This window comes from Pseudoalteromonas sp. CuT4-3, from assembly GCF_035666335.1.
In the GTDB taxonomy this organism is placed as follows: domain Bacteria; phylum Pseudomonadota; class Gammaproteobacteria; order Enterobacterales; family Alteromonadaceae; genus Pseudoalteromonas; species Pseudoalteromonas atlantica.
This window is the reverse complement of sequence record NZ_CP142030.1, coordinates 3,005,711-3,029,973: the sequence shown is the minus strand read 5'-3', so window position 1 is coordinate 3,029,973 and position 24,263 is coordinate 3,005,711. Positions and strand designations below refer to the sequence as shown.

Below are 24,263 nucleotides of genomic sequence, written 5' to 3'. Positions count from 1 at the left end.
TTACCCTACTTGACTAAAAATATAACCTTGGTACGCCAAAAATGCGATGAGTAATAGGCCACCTTCTACTCTATTGATACGCTGAGAACCTCTAAAGTTCAATGACATAATAATAAGCGCAAGCGTAGCACCTAACATAATAAGTATGTCGCGGTTTGCAAGTGACGGGTCAACCACTGATGGGTTAATAATACCTGCAAGTGGTAATACCGCTAAAATATTAAATATATTTGAGCCCACAATATTACCTAGGGCTAAATCATCTTCGTTTTTAAGTACACCCGCTACAGAAGCTGCAAGTTCAGGCAAGCTTGTGCCAATGGCGATAATGGTTAAGCCAATAACTAAGTCGCTTAAACCAAAGTATTTAGCAATATCGACTGCTGAACCAACTAAAAAGTGTGAGCTAACAGGCAATAAAACCATGCCGACAATTAGCCATAAAACGGCTTTTTTAGTTGGTACATCGTTAGGAACCTCATCGCAGGCTTCTGAAACAAAAGGGTCATCTTGATTTTTGGCGCGCAAAGAAACCACAATCAAGCCGCCAATAAACACAGCAAATGCAACTAGCAATGCCACCCCTTCGGTGAGTGAGAAGTAGTTGTCTGAAAATACATACCACGTAGCCAAGGATACCAGCATAACAAGCGGCATTTCGCGTTTTAAAGTGCTTGATGACACACTCAAAGGGCGTAGCAGCGCAGTAATACCTAACACAAGTAAGATGTTTGTTATATTTGAACCTACCGCGTTACCGACCGCTGTGTCGGTTTTATTTGCCAAAGCAGCCGAGGCCGATACCATCATTTCAGGGGCCGAAGAACCCATAGCAACAACCGTTAAGCCAACAATTAAAGTAGGGACTCCAAAGTTTTTAGCAAGCGCTGCCGCACCGTATACAAATCGGTCGGCGCTCCACACAAGTGCAGCAAAACCAAGAATTAAAATAACAAACGAGGTAACCATTATGTTAAGCCAGATGTTCAAAATACAGATGGCGCGAATAGTAACAAAAGCCAACATGAAAGTATAAGCAAAAGAGCAGGGTCTACTATTGCAGTGCGTGAATTTTATGCGCTTAAGCAAAGGTTAAGGCAGTTTACTTCAGCCTTAGAGCGCTTTTTGTAGGCGTATTACAAAATCTTACGAATTGTTTTTTCCATCTTGGCTAAAAAACCCTTAAAATAGGAGCACGAGTGAACATTGTTACGGAGAGCGACTTGTCGCAATCAATAGTAGAAGTCAAGGATGTTAGCTTTTCGCGAGGCGATAGAACCATATATAAAAATATGAGTTTTAGTGTTCCTAAAGGTAAGATAACAGCGATTATGGGGCCAAGCGGAATTGGCAAAACCACAATGCTACGCTTAATTGGTGGGCAGCTTAAGCCTGACGCCGGCGATATTTTATTCGAAGGTGGCAGTATTCCTAGTATGTCGCGCAAAGAGTTATATGCGGCACGAACCAAAATGAGCATGCTGTTTCAAAGCGGTGCGTTATTTACTGATATGTCGGTATTTGACAACATTGCATTTCCTCTGCGAGAGCACACCAAGTTAAGTGAAGCGTTAATTAAACTAGTCGTATTAATGAAACTGCAAGCGGTGGGTTTACGCGGTGCTAAAGATTTAATGCCTTCTGAGCTTTCTGGTGGTATGGCTAGACGAGCAGCACTTGCACGTGCTATTGCACTGGACCCAGAACTTATTATGTATGATGAGCCTTTTGCCGGCCAAGACCCAATATCTATGGGTGTATTGGTAAAGCTTATTAAGTCGTTAAATGAAGTGCTAGGTTTATCATCCCTTATTGTAACCCACGATGTGACGGAGGTAATGAGTATTGCCGATCACGTTATTATTATTGCCGATCAAGGCGTAATAGGGGCAGGGACACCGGATGAAATGCGTAATCATGAATCTCCATTAGTACAGCAGTTTTTAAAAGGGTTATCGGATGGGCCTGTGCCATTTCATTATCCTGCACAAACGTATGCTGATGAGCTGTTAGGAGAAAACGCTTAATGTTGGATTTATTTCAAAAGTTAGGTCATAAAACGCTGGGGCGTTTTGCTGCATTAGGGCGCTCTGCCAACATGCTTTTTAATGCATTGTGGAATGTACCTAACTTTAAAAAAGGCACACCGCTGTTAGTGCGCCAACTTTATATGGTTGGTTCGCAATCATTATTAATTATTATGGTGTCGGGTTTGTTTATTGGTATGGTGCTTGCGCTGCAAGGTTACACTGTATTGGTTGGCTATGGCGCCGAAGACAGCCTAGGCCCATTAGTTGCGCTTAGTTTATTACGCGAACTAGGCCCGGTGGTTACAGCGCTATTATTTGCTGGTCGCGCTGGAAGTGCGCTAACGGCAGAAATAGGCTTAATGAAAGCCACCGAGCAACTCTCTTCACTAGAAATGATGGCCATTGATCCTCTCAAGCGCATTATTGCACCGCGTTTTTGGGCAGGTTTTATTAGTATGCCATTGCTTGCACTTATTTTTTCTGCGGTTGCTATTATCGGTGCTCATTTAGTTGGGGTTGATTGGTTAGGCGTAGATACCGGCAGCTTTTGGTCGATAATGCAATCGCAAGTATCGTTTCAAGAAGATGTATTAAACGGCATGATAAAAAGTTTTGTATTTGCCATGGTAGTGACCTGGATTGCGCTTTATAAGGGCTACGACTGTACCCCAACCTCAGAAGGGATCAGTAAAGCAACAACAGAAACAGTCGTACACTCATCACTGGCAGTATTAGGGTTTGACTTTATTTTGACAGCGGTAATGTTTACCAGCTAATAGGGTATAGATAATGAATTCACGGAAATTAGAGATTTTAGTTGGCTTTTTTGTCGCATTAGGCATTTTAGCGTTTGCAATGTTAGCACTTAAAGTGGCTAATTCGGGTATTAGCGGGTCGGGCGAAACCTACACGTTAAATGCAAAGTTTGAAAATATCGGCTCACTTAAAGCGCGTGCACCGGTAAAAGTAGGCGGTGTAGTGATTGGCCGTGTTGAATCTATTTATGTACACCCACAGGAGTTTTTGCCTGTGGTAAATATGACGATAGATGCACAGTATTTATGTCGTTTTTCAGACACTAGCTCAATCTCAATTTTAACATCGGGTATTTTAGGGGAGCAGTACTTAGGTATTCACCCTGTTATTTCTCCTAATGCAGCAGAGCAGCGCTGTTTAGGTGAAACAGTAACCGAAAACGCACAAGATCAAGCAATCGATGAGTTATTTGGCGTAGAGAGCAAAGCGTTAGGTGATGGTGATTCAATCACAGATACTAAGTCTGCACTTGTTTTAGAAGAGTTAATTGGGCAGTTTTTATTCAACCAAGGTAGTGAGTAATTATTATGTTGAAACAGTTTTTAGCCGTTATTGCACTTGGTGCAACCCTAGCTGTGCAAAGTGTTAGCGCAGCCGAAGTTAAACTGACAGATCCTAACAAAATGGTGCGTCAGGTAGCAGAGCATACATTTGAGCGCATTAAAAAAGATCAACCGCTTATCACTAAAGATAAAGAGCACCTTCGTGTTATTGTAGAAGAAGAGCTGATGCCTTACATAGACTACAAATATGCAGCACTTCGTGTGTTGGGTAGTGAAGTGTCTAAAGTGCGTGCAATTACCGATGAAGCCGAAAAAGCCAAAGCAATTAAAGATATCCAAGAATTTATTGGCGCGTTTAGAGGCTATTTAGTTGCTACTTACGCGGGGGTATTTACTCAATACACTGACCAACATGTAGAATTTGGCGCAGAGCAACCATTTAAAGGCAAAGATGTAGTTGTAGTAAAAACTAAAATTACAGAAGATGGCAAGCCTGACATAAAAATTGATTTTAAAGTGCGTGAAGATCGCAGCGGCGAGTGGCGCGCATACGATATGATTGCAGAAGGAATTAGCTTACTCGATGCAAAACAAAGTGAGCTACAAGGTATTTTACGCCAGCAAGGTATTGCACACGTAAGCAAATTACTAGAGCAAAAGAGCCAGTTACCTGTGCAATTTAGAGGCAACAACAGCAATGACTAAATTGGCAATTAGCCAAGTAGATGAGCAGCACTATAGGGTAAGTGGTGAACTTACCCGCAGCTCAATTGGCAATGAACAGCTTCTGAACGCCAAGTCACTAAGTAAGCATAAAACCATCTATTTTGATCTTTGTGAGGTAATGAGGGTTGACACAGCGGGCTTAGCTTGGTTAATTCACTCTTTTGCTAAATTTAAGCAACAGGGCACACGCCTTGAATTGCAAAATCCACCTGAGCAATTGCAAAATTTAATGCAGTTGGGTCAGGTAACAACTTTATTTGAGTGAGAGTTATGGAAACTAGCCAAGTCGAAACATTATTACGCGACGAACTTCAATTATCTGAAGTAAAAGTAAAAGCCAATGGTAGCCATTATGAAGTAATTGCAGTAGGTGAGTGCTTTGACGGTTTAAGCCGCGTTAAAAAGCAACAGCTAGTTTATGGCCCATTAATGAATACTATTTCAGACGGTACAATTCACGCTGTATCAATTCGTGCATTTACGCCAACTGAGTGGAAGCGTGAACAAAAATTTATTTTACCTCAATAGTTAAGGCCTCTTAATGGATCAGTTTGTAATTCAAGGTGGCACTTCACTTGCGGGTGAAGTAACTATTTCTGGCGCTAAAAATGCCGCATTACCAATTTTGTTTGCCGCACTGCTTGCCGATGGTAAAAGTACATTTACGAATGTTCCTCGCCTTCGCGATATTGTGACCACTGAGGCGCTTTTAAGCACCTTAGGCGCAACTGTAAATTGGCAAGGCGATACACTGTATATTGATGGCGCGACCGTTAATAAAACGCTTGCTCCTTATGATTTAGTTAAGCAAATGCGTGCCTCTGTTTTGGCACTTGGGCCATTAGTGGCGCGTTTTGGTGAGGCGCAGGTATCGCTACCTGGTGGCTGTGCTATAGGTGCACGTCCGGTTGATATACATATTCAAGGTTTAGAGCGCATGGGCGCACAAATAAACGTTGAAAACGGTTATATCAATGCAAAGGTAGAAGGTCGCCTTAAAGGCGCTGAAATTTTCATGGAAATGGTCAGTGTTGGCGCAACCGAAAACTTACTAATGGCCGCAGCACTTGCCGATGGTAAAACGGTGCTTGAAAACGCAGCACGCGAGCCCGAAATTATTGACCTTGCCAATTGCCTAATTGCTATGGGTGCAAAAATTACTGGTGCAGGTACAAGCCGTATAGAAATTGACGGCGTAGAGCGTTTAGGTGGCTGTGAGCACAGCATTTTACCTGATCGCATTGAAACGGGCACTTTTTTAGTTGCAGCAGCGATGGCTGCAGGCGAAGTACTTTGTAAAAAAACAGATTTTCATTCACTTGAGCCTGTTATTGAAAAATTACGTGCCGCGAATGCATTAGTTGAAGTAAACGATGACAGCATTTATTTAGATATGCGTAATCGTGAGCTCAAAGCCGTTAATATTAAAACCATGCCACACCCTGGTTTTCCAACCGACATGCAAGCGCAGTTCACCGCGTTAAATGTAGTGGCTAATGGTAGTGCAACAATTACCGAAACCATTTTTGAAAACCGCTTTATGCACGTACCAGAGTTACAACGCATGGGCGCTAATATCCGTTTAGAAGGGCACACCGCTATTTGTGGTGAAACGCAAAGTTTAAGTGGCGCACAAGTAATGGCAACCGATTTACGCGCCTCTGCAAGCTTAATTTTGACCGGTATTGTGGCGCAAGGTGAAACGGTAGTCGATCGTATTTACCACGTAGACCGAGGCTATCAACGCATTGAAGATAAACTCAGTGGCTTAGGTGCCAATATTAAGCGCAGAAGTAGCTAATACCCATTCGCAATAATATTTATTTGTTTTGAGGTGAGAGCATGCTCGCTTAATTAAGCGCGCTGGGTTAAACACAGTTTACTTTAGACATAAAAAAGGTCGGATACGCGTATTGCTATCCGACCTTTTTATTGCCATTTTGGTTAGAGTTTAGTTTCGAGCTCTGCAACTCTAACCATTATTTTTTCTACTTTACCGTTTCGGTACAGCTCAAATTCTATTTCTTTACCGGGCTGTGTATTGCCTATTTTTTCGAGTACTTTTTGCGGGTTGGCGACACTTAACCCTGCAATTTTAATAACGATGTCTTGCTCTTCAATGCCAGCTTGCCATGCAGGACCTAATGGGTCTAAATTGGTGATGCGCATACCAGCAACCTCAGTAAGGCTGTCGTTTACCTCTTTGCCCGTGCTATCAACCGCAGTGCCTTCAAAGCCTAAATAGCCACGCACTACACGGCCATGGCGTATTAGCTTTGCCATTACTTCTTTAGCGAGCGAATAGGGAACAGCAAAAAATATTCCTTGGATATTAAGATTTTCACGAGTTTTAAACTGCGCAGACGTGATCCCCACTAAATCACCATTTGAATTAACCAAAGCACCGCCAGAGTTACCTACATTTATAGCAGCATCCATTTGCAGTAAGTTGTTATAAGGGCTATCGGTAATTTTTTGTTTACCGGTGGCACTAATTATACCTTGGGTGATGGTTTGCCCTAAATTGAGTGGGTTACCAATGGCCAGCACTACATCACCTACACTGGTGGTGTAATTATCGTTTACGGGGATCACCGGCAGGTGGTCGGCGTTAATTTTTAATAAGGCTAAATCGGTAATGGTGTCAAAGCCAATTAACTGCACATCAAAAAAGCGTCGGCCATCGGTTAAAATAACCAAGATTTGATCTGCATTATTTATAACGTGGTAGTTAGTTAATATGTAGCCGTCTTGCGCCATAATTACGCCAGAGCCAAGCTCTTGAACGGTGTTTTGTTGCTTATAGCGAGGCTCTTTAGAAATGCTTTCTGAAAAAATAGTTACTACCGACGGTGCAGCACGTTTAACTGCGTCAGCAAAACTAAGGTGATTCGAGCTCATAGCACTGGGCAAGGGAACATTAGGGAGTAAAGAGGCGCGCATTTTAGGGCTGAAAAAAACCACTAAAAAAGCGATACCTAAACCGACAAACAAAGGGGGAAGTACAAATTTTAGTAATTTCAGCACGAGATTCTTATTGTTAGTGAGCAATTCTTTATGATGGCACAAAAAAAATAACAGCGCCAAGTGCTGCTGTTATTTTTATTGCTTATTTATAACGTGTTACTTATTGGATAAGTACAAAGATAGACTCTCTGCCACGCTTAACGCCAAGTACAATATTACCTTGGGTATCTTCGATAATTTTGTTCATTTGACGAATGTTTTCTACACGTTGGCGGTTAACTTGAACAATCACATCACCTTCTTCAAGACCAACACGTGCAGAAGGAGAACGCGGATCTACTGTGGCGACTTCAATACCTTTAGTGCCATTTTTTTGCACGTTTTCAAGCGTTGCACCTTGGAATGCAGGATGCAGTTCATCGCCTGCGGCGGTTACACCCGATGCACCATCAAGCGTTACTTTAATAGTTTTTACTTTGCCATCGCGGTAAATACCTAATTTAACTTCGCGTCCTTCACCTAACGTTGCTATTTTACTGCGCAGCTCGTGGAAGCCACTAATATCGCTGCCATTAATACTAATAATAACATCGCCAGCTTTAATACCTGCTTTGCTTGCTGCGGTATCATCCATTACTTGCATAACGTAAGCACCTTGTTTAACGTCAAGTTGCTGTGCTTTTGCAAGGCCTGCATCAAGTGGGCGGCCAGAAATACCCAGTGAGCCACGGCGTACTTCGCCATGTTCAATAATTTGGTCGACTAAGTTTTTCATCATATTTGATGGAATGGCAAAGCCAATACCAACATTTCCACCCGAGGCACCTAAAATAGCAGTATTAATACCAATGAGTTCGCCATTTAGGTTAACTAAAGCGCCTCCTGAGTTACCTTGGTTAATAGCTGCATCGGTTTGAATAAAGTCTTCGTAGCCTTCAATATTTAAACCACTACGCCCTAATGCACTTACAATGCCCGAGGTTACTGTATGGCTTAAACCAAATGGATTACCAATTGCTACTGCAAAGTCGCCGACACGCAATTTATCTGAATTTGCCAGCTTAACTTCGGTTAAGTCATCTGCATCTATTTGTAATAGCGCAATATCAGACTCTTTATCGGTACCAATTTTGGTGGCTTCAAATTCACGGCCGTCTTCTAGCGTTACCACCATTTTTTCGGCATCTTGAATTACGTGGTTATTTGTTACTACATAGCCTTCGTCGGCATCAATAATAACCCCTGAGCCTAAACCACTAAATTGGCGCTTTTGACTACGTGGCTGAGGGTTTCCAAAAAAGTATTCAAGCGGGTCTGCACGGCGGCGCACTTCTTTTGAGCCAGAAACCTGAATGCTCACAACGCCAGGGGTAATTTGCTCAAGCATAGGCGCAAGTGTGGGCAATTGTTGGCCGTTAACTGCAATAGGCAGTTTTGCATAAGAGGCCATTGGGCTTAGTAATAAGCTTGTAGATAAGATTGCAGCACTAATAAGTGATAATTTCATTTTCATAGTCAGGGTGTACTCCACATCACAGGAAAAGCAAAAAGGCTGCATAAGCAGCCTTTTCGAATTTAAATATAAAGCTGTTACATTTAAAGACTATGGGGTCAAAAAAAAGTTCCTCAAGATAGCACTAACATTTTAGCGTGCTCAGTGTGTTAAGAGGCTTTTGCAGGTTTTGTATCGCCATTTTGCCCTGCAAATAAACCAGACTCACCCGAGACGTAATCGGCAGGTTGTGCTTGTGCAGATGAACGGTCAACCTCGCGCTCTTTTAAAGACGCTTGTAATTGCTCTGTTGTTTCTTTAGAGAAAAACGGCTCGCTAGGCGCTTTGTTTTTATCATCAAGTAAGAGTTGATTGGTTTCTTCAACATGGCTGAGTAGTTGGTCGTAGTTTTCTTTCATTTTATTCACAAGCTTACCTGTGCTTGCTAAATGATCGGCCACATCTTGGCGATACTGCTCAAGCGCGTTTTGTGCTTGCTCGGCTTGTTCTTTTAATTCATCTTGCTTAAATTGCTTTTTAGTAACGAATGCACCAACAAAAAATGCCACTACAGCAGTAATAATAATTAAACCTACCCACGTAACTGTGCCCATAACTTTACCCCTTTGGGAAAAAATATCTAATAATGCCTGATTCAAATATAAATCATCCTGTGGGTAATATACCCCGAGTTAAGATGCGTGTTAATATGTTGTGCAAATTAAACTGTGTTTAAAATGTAATTAGATATGACTCCTTGGCAAACTTACCAGCAAGATCTTAAGCGCGATGACTTTGTACATGACCAAGCACAAGAAAATGCAGTGCGCCATTTACAACGTTTATACGATGACCTCACAAATAAAAAACCACAGCAACAAGGCTTTTTTGCAAAGTTGTTTAATAAAAGCGAACCTGAGTCAATTAAAGGGCTTTATTTTTGGGGTGGTGTAGGGCGTGGTAAAACCTATTTAGTAGATACCTTTTACGAAGCGCTGCCAGGTGAGCGTAAAATGCGCGTGCATTTTCATCGCTTTATGCACCGAGTTCACGATGAACTAAAAAAGCTAAATAATAAAAGCAATCCACTGGAAATTGTTGCCGACATATTTAAAGCTCAAACCGATATCATCTGTTTTGATGAATTCTTTGTTCAAGATATTACAGATGCCATGTTACTCGGCGGCTTAATGCAGGCATTATTTGCACGCAATATAGTATTAGTCGCTACCTCTAATATAGTGCCTGATGATTTATATAAAAACGGCTTACAGCGTGCGCGTTTTATTCCGGCCATTGAACTGGTAAAAGCGAACACAGAAATAGTAAATGTAGACTCTGGTATTGATTATCGCTTGCGTACACTTGAGCAAGCCGAAATATTTCACAGCCCGTTAGATGAGCAAGCCGATAAAAACTTATTTGAATATTTTGATAAGCTCTCGCCAGAGGCGGGGGAGCTTGATCAACCCATAGAAATAGAAGGGCGCTTAATCAACACACGCAAAGTGGCCAAGTGTGTAGTGATGTTTGAATTTAGCGAATTGTGCGAAACCGCACGTAGCCAAGTCGACTACATGGAAATTAGCCGCTTATATAACACTGTTATTATTTCTAATGTTAAACAGCTTGGACAAAATAATGATGATGCAGCTAGGCGCTTTATCGCTTTAGTGGATGAGTTTTACGAACGCCATGTAACATTAATTATTTCGGCTGAAAAACCGATCACGCAGCTTTATACCCAAGGCAATCTTAACTTTGAATTTAAGCGCTGCATTAGCCGCCTGCAAGAAATGCAGTCTTTAGAGTATTTAGCAAAAGAGCATTTAGCATAGCGCTAATACGACTGTATCGACTCTTTAAAGTGGCCTTATTGTTGTTTTTATATAAATGCATAAGTTTTTGTAATTTTCTTGTGGAAAAAACAACCGCTCGGTAGCAATGTGTTTTAAGTGCTGGTATACTCCCGCGTCTGCCACGTTGCGTTCTATGTCCTCATATAGTTTAGCCACTTGTGAGCGGCGCTAAAGTCTAAAACTCGAAGGGGTTATAGCATACTTAGAGCGGTAGTTAATAATAACTGCCTGTGGTTTTAATTGAAAAACATTGGATTTTTATAAATGAAAACGTTTGTTGCTAAACCAGAAACAGTAAAACGTGACTGGTACGTAGTTGACGCTGAAGGTAAAACTTTAGGTCGCATCGCTACTGAAATCGCTCATCGCCTACGCGGTAAGCACAAAGCTGAATACACTCCACACGTAGATACTGGTGATTACATCATCGTTATCAACGCTGAGAAAGTTACTGTAACTGGTAACAAATTCAAAGATAAAGTGTACTACGCTCATACTGGTTTCCCAGGTGGTCTTAAGTCTACTACTTTTGATAAACTTCAAGCTGCAAAGCCTGAAATGATCATCGAAAAAGCTGTTAAAGGCATGTTGCCACGTGGTCCTTTAGGCCGCGCTATGTACCGTAAACTTAAAGTTTACGCAGGTACTGAGCACAACCATGCTGCACAACAGCCTCAGGTTCTAGACATTTAAGGAGCACTATCATGGCAAATCAATACTACGGTACAGGTCGTCGTAAAAGTTCAAGTGCTCGCGTATTCTTACGCCCAGGCACTGGTAACATCGTAATCAACAAGCGCTCTTTAGAAGAGTACTTTGGTCGCGAAACAGCACGCATGGTTGTTCGTCAAGCTCTTGAGCTTGTTGACATGACTGAAAAATTTGACCTTCACATCACCGTTGCCGGTGGTGGTACAACTGGTCAAGCTGGTGCTATCCGTCACGGTATCACTCGTGCACTTATGGAGTTTGACGAGTCATTACGTCCACAACTTCGTAAAGCAGGTTTTGTTACACGTGATGCACGTAAAGTTGAACGTAAGAAAGTGGGTCTTAAGAAAGCGCGTAAGCGTCCACAGTTCTCAAAACGTTAATTTTTACGTTATCAAGAATTCAAAAACCCAGCTTATGCTGGGTTTTTTGTTTTTGGCATTAAAATTTAAGTACTTACCTACCTCAAGCCTGCTTTTTTAAGGCTAGGCGCTGATCATATTTTATAAATACTGCGTATTTAATGTACGAAAGCTTTAAAATACCCATTTCGCTGCAAAAAAGTTAAATAATTATCGCAATTAGTGTAAATCCATCAGTTAATTGGTGGAATTTTTTGCTACAATTGGCTGGCAAGTAGTATGAGCAAGTTCAACATCACCATGTACAGTTTATCTGTTTCCTCGTAGTGGGGTTGATCTTGGTCAGTATATTGTTTTTACAGAAGCGCTATTATAGTCATTCGGCTTTATTCTCGAGCTTACTTTATCAAACTATTGATCAAGTCGGGTTATTCGAGCGTGAGGCTGTGAATAACCTTGTTTTAATCAAGGGTTTTAATTATGATCGCTTCTATTTTAAAAATTTCGAAAAATTAACCTGCTGTAACTGATGTTCTCAATATAGCAAGTGTTGAGAATCATAGTGGAGATAAGTGGATGAGCAATGCGCCTGTAGACAATGGCCGACGTCGCTTTTTAACCATAGCTACCTCTGTTGTAGGTGGTGTTGGTGCGGCTGGGGCTGCTGTTCCTTTTATTGCGTCTTGGAATCCAAGTGAGCGAGCTAAATCTGCGGGTGCGCCTGTAGAAGTAGATATCAGCAAACTTGAGCCAGGACAATTAATACGTGTCGAGTGGCGTGGTAAACCTGTATGGGTTGTATCACGTACCCCTAAAATGCTTGAGCAGATGAAAGAACATGAAGGTCAACTTCGTGATCCGCAATCGCAAGAGCCACAACAACTAGAATCATCAACAAATGATTACCGTTCATTACGCCCAGAGATTTTTGTCGCTGTTGGTATTTGTACGCATTTAGGGTGTTCTCCAGGCTTTTTCCAAGGTAACTTTAGTGAAAAAGTTGAAGGGACAGATGATGGTTTTTACTGTCCATGTCACGGTTCTAAATTTGATATGGCTGGGCGAGTATTTCAATCAGTTCCTGCACCATTGAACTTAGAAGTACCACCTTATACTTTTCTTGATGAAACCACTATTTTAGTGGGCGAAGAAAAAGGGGTAGCCTAATGTTTGGTAAAATTGTTAGTTGGATTGACGACCGTATCCCAATGACACGTGTTTGGAACATGCACATTGCACAGTATCCAGCACCTAAAAACTTTAACTTCTGGTACTTTTTTGGCTCGCTAGCCATGTTAGTACTAGTAAACCAAATACTTACTGGTATTTGGTTAACGATGAACTTTGTTCCCTCTTCTGAAGGCGCTTTCGCATCAGTAGAGTACATCATGCGTGATGTTGAATACGGTTGGTTATTACGTTATTTACACTCAACGGGTGCATCTGCGTTTTTCATCGTTGTTTATATGCATATGTTCCGTGGCATGATCTACGGCTCTTACCAAAAACCACGTGAATTACTGTGGTTGTTCGGTATGTTTATTTTCTTAGCATTAATGGCTGAAGCCTTCATGGGTTACTTACTACCATGGGGTCAAATGTCGTTCTGGGGTGCGCAGGTAATCATTTCGTTATTCGGGGCTATTCCGGTAATTGGTGATGACTTAACACTTTGGATCCGTGGTGACTACGTAATATCGGGTGCAACGCTTAACCGCTTCTTTGCATTACACGTTATTGCACTACCATTGGTTATTGTAATTTTAGTGTTCTTACACATTGTTGCGCTGCACGAAGTGGGCTCTAACAACCCAGACGGTGTTGAAATAAAACGCAAAAAAGGCACTGTGGCTGAAGAAGATAAGTCTAAATTTAAATTCCATGAGTATTACACCGACAAAAAAGACATTGTTGATGCGATACCGTTCCACCCGTACTACACAGTAAAAGATATTGTGGGCGTGGTTGGTTTCTTAATCTTGTTCTGTTGGGTTGTATTCTTTATGCCTGCGATGAATGGTTTCTTCCTAGAAGCGCCAAACTTTGAAGCAGCAAACCCACTTAAAACGCCAGAGCACATTTTCCCAGTTTGGTACTTTACGCCATTCTATGCAATCTTACGTGCAATCCCTGATAAGCTTATCGGTGTTGCGGCAATGGGTGCGTCAATTGTGGTACTCGCATTGTTACCGTGGATTGACCGTGGTCGTGTTAAATCGGTTCGTTACCGTTGTGGTTTCCACAAATGGAACATTGCAGGTTTTGTTGTAACTTTCGTTCTTTTAGGTTGGGTGGGTGCAACGCCACAAACTGATATGAAAACGATAATTTCTCAAATCTGTACTGTGACTTACTTTATGTTCTTCGTACTGTTATTTATATACAGTAAGAATGAAAAAACTAAGCCATTGCCTGAGAGGTTAACGAAATGATGAAAAAGCTACTTATTGGTGTATTTGCTTTATCAGTAAACTTGCTGCCTAACATGGTTATGGCTGCGGGTCCTTCGGTTCCTCTTATGGAAGCGGGTAACGATATATCTGATCAGCCTTCTTTGCAGCGCGGCGCAAAGTTGTTCATGAACTACTGTCTTGGTTGTCACCAAATGCAGTATCAACGTTATGAACGTACTTTCCGTGATATTGGTATTCCAACCGAGCTTGGCAAAGAGCAATTGATTTTTGATGGTTCAAAAGTAGGTGGCCATATTCTTAACGCTATCGCAAAAGAAGATGCTGCTAAATGGTTTGGTGCGGCTCCGCCGGATCTAACCAATGTGGCGCGTGTGCGTGGCAGTGATTGGATTTACACTTACTTAAAATCGTTTTATAAAGATGAATCTCGTCCGTTTGGCGTAAATAATACGTTATTCCCATCGGTGGGTATGCCACATGTTCTTCAAGAACTACAAGGTTTACCAACACCTATCATTGAAGAAGTTGAACAACATGGTCAAACAGTGACTAAAGTTGTTGGTACTGAAACAGATGGTAAGGGCGAATTAAGCGTTGATGAATACGATCAAGCGGTTCGTGATTTAACGAATTTCTTAGAGTATGTAGGTGAACCTACACGCCTTGAGTCAGAAGCGTTAGGTATTAAGGTAATTGGATTTTTAGTTATCCTGTTTATCTTGGCATTTATGCTTAAGAAAGAATACTGGAGAGATGTTCATTAATTTGAGCATTTTACAAGGTAATTTTGCAATAGGGGCTTAAGCCCCTATTGCTGTTTTAGTTATTTAATGGAGGTATAGGCATGGCCGTAGCTGCCAATAAGCGCCCTGTAATGACCCTTTTTTCTGGTGCTAACTGTATGTATAGCCACCAAGTACGTATTGTACTTGCAGAAAAAGGTGTAAGTGTAGATATTCATTTGGCTGAAAAGGATAACTTGCCAGAGGCACTTCACGAAATTAACCCTTACGGTACAGTACCCACACTGATTGACCGTGAGCTTGGCTTATATCAGGCAAACATCATCATGGAATACCTTGATGAACGTTTCCCTCATCCTCCACTAATGCCTGTGTATCCGGTAATGCGTGGTCGTAGCCGTTTAATGATGCACCGTATTGATACTGATTGGTACAGCCTTGCTGAAAAAATCATTAACAATACAGCAGATGCTGCACAAGCTCGTAAAGAGTTAACTGAAGCGTTACTTGCAATTGCACCAATCTTTAACGAAGCTCCATACTTTATGAGTGAAGAGTTTAGCTTAGTGGATTGTTATTTAGCACCACTATTATGGCGTTTACCAGAGTTTGGTATTGAGCTTAATGGCTCTGGCGCTAAAGAGCTAAAAGAGTACATGATCCGCTTATTTGAGCGTGAGTCATTCCAAGCTTCTTTAACTGAAGCAGAGCGTGAGATCCGTTTATAATGACGCCTAATCGTCCTTATTTACTACGTGCTTTTTTTGATTGGATCGTAGATAACGACTGCACACCACATTTAGTGGTTGATGCGCAGTACCCAGCAGTACAAGTGCCTACGCAGTTTGTACAAGATGGCCAAATAGTGCTTAATATTAGCCCTTCTGCCGTTACTGGGTTTTCGTTAGATATGGAACAACTAAGCTTTAATGCGCGCTTTGGTGGACAGCCAATGCAAGTATATGTGCCTTTAGGTGCGGTGCTTGCTATTTATGCGCGTGAAAATGGCGAAGGCACAGTCTTTACTGCAGATGAGTTTTTAGAGGACGAAGACGATTTTGCACCTGACCTTGAAAGTGTGGAAACATCAGATGAAATTATTGATGAAACCCCGCCAGAAAAGCCAGAAAAGAAAAAAGGCTCACATTTACGCGTTATCAAGTAACGCTTAAATACAAAAAAACCGCTAATTAAGCGGTTTTTTTATGTGCCTCATAAACGGCTTTTTATGTATTTTATAAATATTCAAACACTTTAATAACGCGCTCTACACCCGATACATTGCGTGCAATGTTAACCGCTTGGTTAGACTCAGATTCAGATACTAATCCCATTAAAAATACTTCAGCGTTTTCGGTCACTACTTTAATATTATTACTCGGTATATCTTTAGCAGTTAAAAGCTGCGCTTTTACTTTAGAGGTTAGCCACGAATCGTGTGTTTGTGTGGTAATACCAATATTTGAGCCAATTCTAATTTGGTTATGTATTTTACGTATACCTGAGAGCCCCTCAATGCTCTGCTGAGCTTGGTTTTTCATTTCTTGATTGGCAACCTGACCTACCAGTAAAACAATGCCATTAACGCTTATAGCGTCTACATTGGCGAACTTTTCTAGTCGTTCAACTTCACTAAGCGCAATACTGGCTTTAATTTCTATATTATTGTCGTCTATTTGCGATCCAATGGTGCGGCGATCATTTGCTGCTGTTACTGCACCAGCTGTTCCTGCAACCACTGCGGCTGCACAGCCTTGCAGTAAAACAACAGTACCTAAAACAATAAGAGAGCGTTTAAACATAATTTTCATCCTGCGGGAAAAGAGTTAAATCAACCAGTTCACTTAAGCAATGTAAGTTAACTAAGTGAGATTCAATAATGCGGCTAGGGCGCTTAGAAGGCGTACGAATTTCTACATCATTAGGGCCTAATAAGCCAACGAGTTCTCCACCATCGTCACCTACCATCACTATGACCTTCATATCTTTAGTAAGTGCCGCTTCTACAGCAGAAATAATATGTTTTTCGTTGCCATTAATTGCTAACGCCAGCAGTAAATCGCCTTGTTGTGCAAAGGCACGTACTTGGCGAGCAAAGGTATCATGCTCATCTACTTGGCTACTTTGCCCTAAATTGATGTTTTCTTGAGATAGCGCAATAGCAGGTAAACAGGGGCGCTCTGTTTCGTAGTGATTAACTAATACGCCGGCCATGTGCTGCGCTAGCATATGGCAGTTTGCCGTGCCACAGCAAAGGAGTTTGTTACCATTAATTAAACTTTGTGCAATGGTAAATGCCGCAGACTCTAGTGCGCTTGGCAGTACTTCGCCTGCTGCTATTTGTACTTGAATGCTTTCTGTAAAAATTTCTTTAATTGTATCTTGCATAGACTACCAATAATTTATTCGTCATTTTTGTTTGTTGCTGGGCGTTTTACTAATCTGTTTGCGTGGTGTTAAAGTACGCTTTTGATCCAATTTATATTGCCAGAGCCTTCACCTGTAATGGCAACATAGTCGACTCTTATAGGCTGATTAGTTAAGTTTTTTGCTGCCAAGTAGTGATAAATAGTGCGTTTTAGTCGTGCTTGTTTTTGTGCGCCAAGGGCATAATTTGCACCGCCTCTCGCATTGTTTTTACGAAACTTAACTTCTACAAATACAAGCGTATCGCCGTGTTTCATAATCACATCAAGCTCACCAAAGGGGCAGTAATAATTACGCTCAATAGGCGTAAGCCCTTCACGGGTTAAGTATTTTTCTGCTTGGCGTTCATAGTACTGGCCTTTTTCTCGGCTATTTTGCCACAGCTCTTTAAACCACGACATAGCCGCTCCAGATTAATCAAACGTAAGCGTAGTGCTTTCGTTGGCTGATTGCATAAATAAAGGCACGGGCTGCTTTGTTTCTAGCTGTACGGCTTTTATGCGTCTATTTGTGTATTGTGCCCAATCAAGCGTACGCTCTATGTGTCCGCTTGTATTTACCGAAAGCTTTCCACTTAAACCTGTAAACTTATTACCGGGCATTACACTCAATTGCCTAATGTCGCTTAGCACCGACACGGCATCGTAAGCCATAGCAAATAGGCGTTGGCTTATATCGGCATTTTCAGGCCACAGCGTGTTGTATTGGTTGCGTAAATTATGTTGTTTAACTGTCGCATTAAGCATCCACGGAAGCTCTGTAAAGTAAAGCCCTTCTAAATCGCCTTTATCGGTGCGATCTATTTGTTTACTATGGCTTTTAGAGCTGGCATAAAGCGGGATCCGCTGTGCAAAAGTACTTACATTTACATCTAAATAAGGTTTTATCAGGCGTGTTTCTATAGCGTCGCCTAAAATGTATATGGCATCAATATCGCTACGAGAGCGGGTTTCACTTTCTACTTCTTGTTTAAATAAAGACTTAACCGTTTTAATACGCTGCTTAGATTTATCAACCTCTAACAAGCTTGTAATTGTGTTTGGCATATCTTTGTTATCGTTATAAAACCCAATTTGCGGTTTTGTTTCGCTATAGCGCTGCCACTGAATATTAAAGTAATCAACCAAACGCTGACCATTGGCATTATTAGGCGCTAATAACATAGGCTTTTGATAACCTTTAGCTAAAAAGTGCTCCAGCGCTTGCTGCACTTCATGCTCAGGGTTTAAAGCAAAAAAGTAATGTTGCAGCGAGAGTCGCTCACCATCAAATGTATTTAAGTGTAATGTAGGGGTATCAATAAGTGTTTTAGCTTGCGCAAGTTTATCTATATTCGCTTTTAATAATGGCCCAATCACAAAGTCTGGATTAAATTGGCTCAGCTGCTCGCTTAGCACTTGGGTTGCAAGGTTCTCATCTATAAAAACAGTGTCGCTAATACTTTGCTTATCAAGCCCTGCCAAAATGCCGGCTTTTAGGGCGTCACCTAAACGCTCATTTGCGCCTGATTGCGGTAAAAGTACAGCTAAACGCTCTATATTAACTGGTGCTAGGTCGGCTAGGGCTTCATCTTGCTCGGGTAAAATAGCTACGGCAGGGTGCCCAGGGTAGCGACGGCGCCAATTATTGATGGCTTGGTCAAGCTCTACACCGCTATTTGCATATACCTGGTGGTACAAAGCTAAGTTAGTCCAACCTTGTTGAATAACAGAGCCACGATTAAAGCGCTCTAGCGCATAAGAAGACAGCTTTGTTAAGTTATCCCACAGCGCACTTTGCAGAGCAGGGATCTCAATATTGTTTTTATTCGCAGTTTCTGAGGCTCTAAAAAAATAAGGTGCGGCGCGCTTAGGAAAGTTTTGCGATGCATATATGCTAGCAGTTAAATATTGATGCCAAGCAAAGTGTTCAGGCTGTTTAAGTTGGCCATCGAGCGATTGCAAAATAACGAGCGCTTGGTCGTTTTTATTTTGCTGCTTTTGTGCATAAGAAATGTATAAGCGGTTTTGAATTTTATCTACACTTGGGGTTTGCTCAAGCTCATTACAAATGTTTTCAAGTAACGGCCAGCTTTGCTCAGAAATAGCCGCATCACGCGCACTATAAAGCAATTGAATTTTGTCGGCACCGGTACGATTAAGCGCTAATTTATAAATAGCATCGGCACTGGTTGCTTGATTTTGCAGCGCATTCGCACTGGTGTTAATGCTATCGCTATTTTTAGTTGGTTTTTCGGTTGTGCTACAGGCCGATAACCCTGACAATATAATTAATAGACTAACAAGTTTAAGTCGCACAATGATTTCCCAATACGTTAACGCGATTTGCTTATATTACTGACTGACGCAGGAGACCTCAATGTTAAATGAGGAGAATTCACATAAAATTGGCACTCTTTACATTGTTGCCACCCCAATTGGCAATTTTGACGACTTAAGCCAGCGTGCCATCGCGACATTATCGCAAGTTGACTTAATCGCTGCTGAAGACACGCGCCACACCGGTAAGCTACTAAGCCACTTTGGTATAAAGGCTAAAACTTTTGCACTACATGACCATAACGAAAAACAAAAAGCGCAGCAGATTATTGATTGGCTAAACGAAGGCAAAAATATCGCGCTAGTTTCAGATGCTGGCACGCCGCTGATAAGCGACCCAGGTTATGCCGTTGTAAACCTGTGCCGCGAGCAGGGCGCGCATGTAACACCCGTGCCCGGTGCGTGTGCTGCTATTACTGCAGTGTGTTGCTCAGGCCTGCCAACAGATCGCTTTCAGTTTATTGGCTTTACACCGGCTAAAAGTAAAGCCCGCCAAGATTTTTTCATAGAAGCTGTAAACTCAAGCATTACCAGCATAATGTACGAAAGCACCCACCGTATTATGGCAAGCCTAGATGATTTAGAAGCGGCATTAGGTAGTGAGCAACAAGTGGTTTTTGCAAAAGAGCTTACCAAAACCTTTGAAACCTTTTTTAATGGTAGCGTAAGTGAGTTAAAGCAGTTTTTAACTGATGACCCAACCAAGCAACGCGGCGAAATAGTGCTCATGTTGCCAGGTAAACCCAAGCAAGTAGATGATATACCGCCAGAGGCGCGTAAAATGCTGGCGCTACTTGAAAGCGAAATGCCGATGAAAAAAGCCTGTGGCATTGTTGCTGAATACTTTGGAATGAAGAAAAACGCCCTGTATAAAACAATTATTGACGAAAAAGAGTAAATCTTTACTGCGTACAAGGCACAGCTCATGTATACTGCGCGCCGAGTTAGCCAAGATAATCGCTGCCTGTGACGAAAATGATCAGGGGGAGGAAAGTCCGGGCTCCACAGGGCAGAGTGCCAGCTAACGGCTGGGGGGCGTGAGTCCACGACAAGTGCAGCAGAGAGAAGACCGCCAACCCTCGGGTTGGTAAGGGTGAAAGGGTGCGGTAAGAGCGCACCGGGCCGCTAGTAATAGTTGGTTGCAAGGTAAACTCCACTCGGAGCAAGACCAAATAGGGTTCCTTATGGCGTGGCCCACGTTGGAACCGGGTAGGTTGCTTGAGCCATAGAGCGATTTATGGCCTAGACGAATGATTATCACTTTCTTCGGAAAGGACAGAACCCGGCTTATATGGCTAACTCACTCATTCAAAAAAAAAGCCCGCAGTTAACGCTGCGGGCTTTTTGTGTTTAAAATTAAGATAAGTCATTAGTTTTTGGTTATCTGTTTGCAGTATTAGTTAGAATTTCAACAAAGAGTGATAACTAGGCTGTGAGAAATTATGATGTATGAAGTCAAGATTTGACCCCATCCTTTTTTCATCAATGAACGAAATTGTAACTGCTATAGAAAGCCATCATGGCGCAAGAACTTTACTATTTGGCCCAGCAGGAACAGGCAAAACTGCATTCGTAAATCATGTATGTGAAGAGGCTGGGTATGATCTAATTAGTGTTAAAGCTTCAGATATCTTGAGTAAGTGGGTTGGTGAAAGCGAGCAAAATATTAAGGAGCTATTTGTAAAAGCAACCGAGCAAGAAGCGGCCATTTTTATCGATGAAGCTGATAGTTTGTTTGCAAGTCGAGAGAGCGCTAAAAGCAACTGGGAAATTCAATCAGTTAACCAACTTTTATGTAATCTTGAGATGTTTGAATTTCCATTTTTTGCTGCCACTAACTTTAAAGATAAGTTAGATAAAGCTTTGCTAAGACGCTGTGATTTCAAGCTTGAACTGGATTACTTAACCGATCAGCAAGTGAAACATATGCTTTTAAAATTAACAGGTGAAAGGTCACTCCCGCCCAATAGCACAAAAATGCTTACTGAGTTAAATCGTTTAACCCCTGGTGACTTTAGTGTGATCGCCAGAAAAATGCGTTTTAGCAATAAATCACTGTCAACATCGGATGTATTAAACTACCTTTTTGAAGAGCAAAAGGTGAAAGGCTCAGCGCCAAGAAGGATTGGCTTTTAAACTAAGCTATTAAGAATGTTAATCTAAGCTTAAGTTATGTATGCTTGTAAAATTGATTGCAAAGTGATTTTAACTTAAATAAGTAGATGAAATGGAAAACTTAAATTCAATTACAAGACATCGAGCTTCAACCGCTGAGCACGATTCTTTGCTTGCTTCAACACAAAGTGATCGTGCTAGATTAATATACTCTGCTGCTTTTAGAAGGCTTCAGCAGAAGGCTCAAGTTTTTTCTTTAGAAAGCAACTCATCAGTTCGTTCAAGGTTAACCCACTCTATTGAAGTTTCACATATTGGAAGATATATAGTTGCTAAAGTTCTAGAGAAAATAGCTGGTTCGGATAAGTCTGATGAAATAAAAAAGTATTGGGAAGAGAATAGCCTTTCAATATCCAATATCGTAGAAACAGCTTGCTTAATGCATGATATAGGAAACCCTCCTTTTGGTCACTTTGGTGAGGCTGCTGTATCAGAATGGGCTGGAGATTTAGTCAGTAAAGGTTGGTTTACAGAACTTTTTAAAGATGAGAAATTGAGAAAATCTTTAACGTTGGACCTTACTCATTTTGATGGTAACCCACAAGGTTTTAGGATTATTACCAAGCTACAAGGTGATGATGGATATTATGGTTTGAATTTAACCTATACTCAGTTAGCAGCATTTCTTAAATATACTTATGGGTCAACCGAAAAAGAAGAGAATAAAAATTCACCGTTTAGTAAAAAAATAGGTTATTTCAGCACAGAAAAAGATGTAATCAAATCTGCTTGGGAAGCCTTGGGAATGCCGCTTAATAGTAGGCATCCATTAGGTTTTTTGATGGAGGCTTCTGATGATATTTCTTATTGTATAAGTGATATTGAAGACGGAATTGAAAAGAAAATCATTAATATGGATCACTTTAAAAAAGAAGTGATCAAAGGGTTATCTAAAGTTGCTAAAAAGCACAAAAACCCAAGTATTTGTGAAGAGCTAATGGCTAAGTTAAATGGAACTAAAGGTGACTCAATTGGGATATTTTTGAGTTTCAAGACTTTGTTGTCTAACTTCTTAGTTGACTCTGTAGCTGAAAAATTCGTAACTAATTATGAACGTATATGTAGTTTTGATGAAAGAGAAGAGTTAGTTTGCAAAGGAACTTTAAGTTATGACTTACTAAAAGTTTTAAAGGTTTACACTGGCGATTACTTGTTTACATCAGAAGAAGCCGAGTGCATGGAACTGTCCGGTTTTAAAATTATTTCAGGTATACTTGAGGAGTTTGAGTGTATTCTTAAACTGACAAAAGAGCACTTCCTATTTTTGTTAAAAAATGATTTTGATGGAATAAAGGATGAATCACTACACAGACAAAGAAGGTTATTTAATCGATTACCAGAAAAACATTTAAATGCTTATAAAGCTGCCATTTTAGGTTGTTCTATTCCTCAGTTTGAATTGGATTGCAGCAAGGTTGATGATTGTGTTCATGATAAATTTTCAGAGCTTTTCCTCAGTTTAGAGAATGGTGTTGAGTGGCAGTTAAGGTTACATTTAATAATTGACTTTGTTTCTGGAATGACAGATCAATACTCAATGGAGTTTTTTCAAATGGTGAAAGGTATAAATGTTCTCAAATGACCATAATGGGATCACTCATAGGATGAAACTAAGTCGTCATCCTATTTGTTGGGTGAAAGAAGTTCTTAACGGCTATCTGAATTGTTCGATTCACTTAAATTTAAGTAGGTATAGATATGAGCCTCAATCGTTTAGAGATGAACGGCAAGAGTTAAGTATTTCTGCTTCAGAGCTAACAGAAAGCTATTTGCTGGCTGAGTTAATTAACCTAGAATCCGATTGTGAGCTGGCTTTTCACTCAAAGCTATATTTAAACTCTACAGTAATGCACTTACCAATGATTGATTTTGGTTCTAAAGGAGCTGAACCATCAGCCTCAGGTGTACTTAAAGAGCTATGTAATTATTGGGGAATGGGTTTTAATATTTTCTCAAGTGGTCGCTCGTATCATGCTTATGGAAATAAATTGCTAGATCATCAACAGTGGTTGCAATTTATGGGCAGCTTATTGTTATTAAACAAACCTAGTGGTTATAAGTTAATAGACGAAAGGTGGGTTGGGCATAGAATTATGGGAGGTTACTCTGCATTAAGGTGGAGTAAGAATACCTCTCATTATAAGAAGTTTCCGACCCACTGTGGTTTTGTATCCGGAACGGATTTCTTTGTTGGTGATAAACTTCCACCTCCACCTAGTATTAGTAAGAGGGGGTATTAGCCCCGATAACAGCTAGCTAGTGTGGCATGCGTTGCAGCAGTAAAAGCAGCCGTTTATTTTACTTTGAGGCCATTTACTTTTAGCTTCGGAAATAGCGCTTGAACAGGACTGTTGATAACCAAGAGATACTTGATTCTCTGGGTTAGGCATATATGAGCAACCTGTGCTTTTATTATGAACTTCGTGGTCACCGTTATTTTGTGGGTTTTGGTCTATTACGAATAGATACATCTGATAGAACTCCTTTTCTTTTGGTTTTATGTCAGTTAATGCTTCTACATTATACGTGAGTAGCTCAAAAAAAAGCGTTTTCCTTCTGGAACTGTGCCAAAAGATGTGCCAAAGTGGTACTTGATTTTAAAGTATTAAAAATGAACGTATTGTTTTTGCTTGCAATTTTTTTTTCAGCCTTGAAACTTATAGGCTAACTCACTCATTCAACAAAAAAGCCCGCAGTTAACGCTGCGGGCTTTTTTTGTG

At 41.0% G+C, this 24,263-nt stretch carries 27 protein-coding genes and 1 other RNA gene; 20 read left to right on the top strand and 8 right to left on the bottom strand.

Annotated elements, in window-relative coordinates:
* Complete coding sequence (locus tag VOI46_RS14000) at positions 1-969, bottom strand: calcium/sodium antiporter (RefSeq protein ID WP_004589091.1); 969 nt, start codon at positions 967-969, stop codon at positions 1-3.
* A gap of 266 nt (positions 970-1,235) precedes the next feature.
* On the opposite strand from VOI46_RS14000, the gene VOI46_RS13995 reads away from it, so the two are divergent.
* From VOI46_RS13995 to murA, 7 genes are read left to right on the top strand one after another with little or no spacing between them, the layout of a single operon-like run.
* Positions 1,236-2,027 carry an ATP-binding cassette domain-containing protein gene (locus VOI46_RS13995; RefSeq protein ID WP_223230609.1) on the top strand — a complete coding sequence of 264 codons (792 nt, stop codon included), beginning with the start codon at positions 1,236-1,238 and terminating at the stop codon, positions 2,025-2,027.
* Positions 2,027-2,806, top strand: coding sequence for a lipid asymmetry maintenance ABC transporter permease subunit MlaE (gene mlaE, locus VOI46_RS13990; protein ID WP_004589093.1), 780 nt, complete (start codon positions 2,027-2,029; stop codon positions 2,804-2,806). Before VOI46_RS13995 ends, mlaE begins: the two co-directional genes overlap by 1 nt.
* A 13-nt stretch (positions 2,807-2,819) precedes the next feature.
* On the top strand, positions 2,820-3,368 hold the full coding sequence (gene mlaD / locus VOI46_RS13985) for an outer membrane lipid asymmetry maintenance protein MlaD (protein WP_004589094.1): 549 nt from the start codon (positions 2,820-2,822) through the stop codon (positions 3,366-3,368).
* Between the two features lie 5 nt (positions 3,369-3,373).
* Positions 3,374-4,054 carry an ABC transporter substrate-binding protein gene (locus tag VOI46_RS13980; protein ID WP_004589095.1) on the top strand — a complete coding sequence of 227 codons (681 nt, stop codon included), beginning with the start codon at positions 3,374-3,376 and terminating at the stop codon, positions 4,052-4,054.
* Positions 4,047-4,340 (top strand): STAS domain-containing protein, encoded by a 294-nt coding sequence (locus tag VOI46_RS13975; protein WP_004589096.1) that lies wholly within the window; start codon positions 4,047-4,049, stop codon positions 4,338-4,340. Before VOI46_RS13980 ends, VOI46_RS13975 begins: the two co-directional genes overlap by 8 nt.
* 5 nt (positions 4,341-4,345) lie before the next feature.
* On the top strand, positions 4,346-4,603 hold the full coding sequence (locus VOI46_RS13970; protein WP_004589097.1) for a BolA family protein: 258 nt from the start codon (positions 4,346-4,348) through the stop codon (positions 4,601-4,603).
* 13 nt (positions 4,604-4,616) lie between these two features.
* The gene (murA, locus tag VOI46_RS13965) at positions 4,617-5,876 is read left to right on the top strand and encodes a UDP-N-acetylglucosamine 1-carboxyvinyltransferase (RefSeq protein WP_004589098.1); all 1,260 of its coding nucleotides are present in this window, start codon (positions 4,617-4,619) and stop codon (positions 5,874-5,876) included.
* 143 nt (positions 5,877-6,019) lie between these two features.
* Here murA and VOI46_RS13960 read toward each other — a convergent pair whose 3' ends face one another.
* The 3 genes from VOI46_RS13960 to VOI46_RS13950 all read right to left on the bottom strand — a co-directional run bounded on the left by VOI46_RS13960 (position 6,020) and on the right by VOI46_RS13950 (position 9,148).
* Positions 6,020-7,102 carry a trypsin-like peptidase domain-containing protein gene (locus tag VOI46_RS13960; RefSeq protein ID WP_004589099.1) on the bottom strand — a complete coding sequence of 361 codons (1,083 nt, stop codon included), beginning with the start codon at positions 7,100-7,102 and terminating at the stop codon, positions 6,020-6,022.
* 100 nt (positions 7,103-7,202) lie between these two features.
* Complete coding sequence (locus VOI46_RS13955; RefSeq protein WP_004589100.1) at positions 7,203-8,555, bottom strand: Do family serine endopeptidase; 1,353 nt, start codon at positions 8,553-8,555, stop codon at positions 7,203-7,205.
* Between the two features lie 149 nt (positions 8,556-8,704).
* Positions 8,705-9,148 carry a YhcB family protein gene (locus tag VOI46_RS13950; RefSeq protein WP_004589101.1) on the bottom strand — a complete coding sequence of 148 codons (444 nt, stop codon included), beginning with the start codon at positions 9,146-9,148 and terminating at the stop codon, positions 8,705-8,707.
* 135 nt (positions 9,149-9,283) lie between these two features.
* On the opposite strand from VOI46_RS13950, the gene zapE reads away from it, so the two are divergent.
* The 8 genes from zapE (at position 9,284) to VOI46_RS13910 (ending at position 15,788) form a co-directional block, all read left to right on the top strand.
* Positions 9,284-10,372, top strand: coding sequence for a cell division protein ZapE (zapE, locus tag VOI46_RS13945; protein WP_004589102.1), 1,089 nt, complete (start codon positions 9,284-9,286; stop codon positions 10,370-10,372).
* 285 nt (positions 10,373-10,657) lie between these two features.
* Positions 10,658-11,086, top strand: coding sequence for a 50S ribosomal protein L13 (rplM, locus tag VOI46_RS13940; RefSeq protein WP_004589103.1), 429 nt, complete (start codon positions 10,658-10,660; stop codon positions 11,084-11,086).
* An 8-nt stretch (positions 11,087-11,094) separates the two neighbouring features.
* Entirely contained in the window at positions 11,095-11,487 is a 393-nt protein-coding gene (rpsI, locus tag VOI46_RS13935; protein ID WP_024600778.1) for a 30S ribosomal protein S9, read from the top strand.
* A gap of 555 nt (positions 11,488-12,042) precedes the next feature.
* A complete protein-coding gene (gene petA, locus VOI46_RS13930) occupies positions 12,043-12,633 on the top strand; it encodes a ubiquinol-cytochrome c reductase iron-sulfur subunit (protein ID WP_004589105.1) in 591 nt (196 codons plus the stop codon).
* Positions 12,633-13,898 carry a cytochrome b N-terminal domain-containing protein gene (locus tag VOI46_RS13925; protein WP_004589106.1) on the top strand — a complete coding sequence of 422 codons (1,266 nt, stop codon included), beginning with the start codon at positions 12,633-12,635 and terminating at the stop codon, positions 13,896-13,898. The genes petA and VOI46_RS13925 overlap by 1 nt, the downstream gene beginning before the upstream one ends.
* Positions 13,895-14,644, top strand: a complete 750-nt coding sequence (locus tag VOI46_RS13920) for a cytochrome c1 (protein WP_024033324.1) — start codon at positions 13,895-13,897, stop codon at positions 14,642-14,644. Before VOI46_RS13925 ends, VOI46_RS13920 begins: the two co-directional genes overlap by 4 nt.
* Before the next feature lie 80 nt (positions 14,645-14,724).
* On the top strand, positions 14,725-15,351 hold the full coding sequence (gene sspA, locus VOI46_RS13915; protein WP_004589108.1) for a stringent starvation protein SspA: 627 nt from the start codon (positions 14,725-14,727) through the stop codon (positions 15,349-15,351).
* Positions 15,351-15,788 (top strand): ClpXP protease specificity-enhancing factor, encoded by a 438-nt coding sequence (locus VOI46_RS13910; protein WP_004589109.1) that lies wholly within the window; start codon positions 15,351-15,353, stop codon positions 15,786-15,788. The genes sspA and VOI46_RS13910 overlap by 1 nt, the downstream gene beginning before the upstream one ends.
* A gap of 70 nt (positions 15,789-15,858) precedes the next feature.
* On the opposite strand, the gene dolP is transcribed toward VOI46_RS13910, so the two are convergent.
* The 4 genes from dolP to VOI46_RS13890 all read right to left on the bottom strand — a co-directional run bounded on the left by dolP (position 15,859) and on the right by VOI46_RS13890 (position 19,347).
* A complete protein-coding gene (gene dolP, locus VOI46_RS13905) occupies positions 15,859-16,425 on the bottom strand; it encodes a division/outer membrane stress-associated lipid-binding lipoprotein (protein WP_004589110.1) in 567 nt (188 codons plus the stop codon).
* Positions 16,418-17,011, bottom strand: coding sequence for an SIS domain-containing protein (locus VOI46_RS13900; RefSeq protein ID WP_004589111.1), 594 nt, complete (start codon positions 17,009-17,011; stop codon positions 16,418-16,420). The genes dolP and VOI46_RS13900 overlap by 8 nt, the downstream gene beginning before the upstream one ends.
* 68 nt (positions 17,012-17,079) lie before the next feature.
* Positions 17,080-17,451 carry a YraN family protein gene (locus VOI46_RS13895; RefSeq protein WP_004589112.1) on the bottom strand — a complete coding sequence of 124 codons (372 nt, stop codon included), beginning with the start codon at positions 17,449-17,451 and terminating at the stop codon, positions 17,080-17,082.
* Positions 17,452-17,463: 12 nt separating this feature from the next.
* Positions 17,464-19,347, bottom strand: a complete 1,884-nt coding sequence (locus VOI46_RS13890) for a penicillin-binding protein activator (protein WP_324738070.1) — start codon at positions 19,345-19,347, stop codon at positions 17,464-17,466.
* 61 nt (positions 19,348-19,408) lie between these two features.
* On the opposite strand from VOI46_RS13890, the gene rsmI reads away from it, so the two are divergent.
* The 5 genes from rsmI to VOI46_RS13865 all read left to right on the top strand — a co-directional run bounded on the left by rsmI (position 19,409) and on the right by VOI46_RS13865 (position 23,783).
* A complete protein-coding gene (gene rsmI, locus VOI46_RS13885) occupies positions 19,409-20,266 on the top strand; it encodes a 16S rRNA (cytidine(1402)-2'-O)-methyltransferase (RefSeq protein WP_004589114.1) in 858 nt (285 codons plus the stop codon).
* 43 nt (positions 20,267-20,309) lie between these two features.
* Positions 20,310-20,674: RNase P RNA component class A (gene rnpB, locus VOI46_RS13880), an RNA gene on the top strand.
* A gap of 143 nt (positions 20,675-20,817) precedes the next feature.
* Entirely contained in the window at positions 20,818-21,504 is a 687-nt protein-coding gene (locus VOI46_RS13875; protein ID WP_083901824.1) for an ATP-binding protein, read from the top strand.
* A 91-nt stretch (positions 21,505-21,595) separates the two neighbouring features.
* Positions 21,596-23,125, top strand: a complete 1,530-nt coding sequence (gene dgt / locus VOI46_RS13870; RefSeq protein ID WP_004589116.1) for a dGTPase — start codon at positions 21,596-21,598, stop codon at positions 23,123-23,125.
* A gap of 22 nt (positions 23,126-23,147) precedes the next feature.
* Complete coding sequence (locus tag VOI46_RS13865; RefSeq protein WP_198288830.1) at positions 23,148-23,783, top strand: hypothetical protein; 636 nt, start codon at positions 23,148-23,150, stop codon at positions 23,781-23,783.
* Positions 23,784-24,263 lie beyond the last annotated feature (480 nt).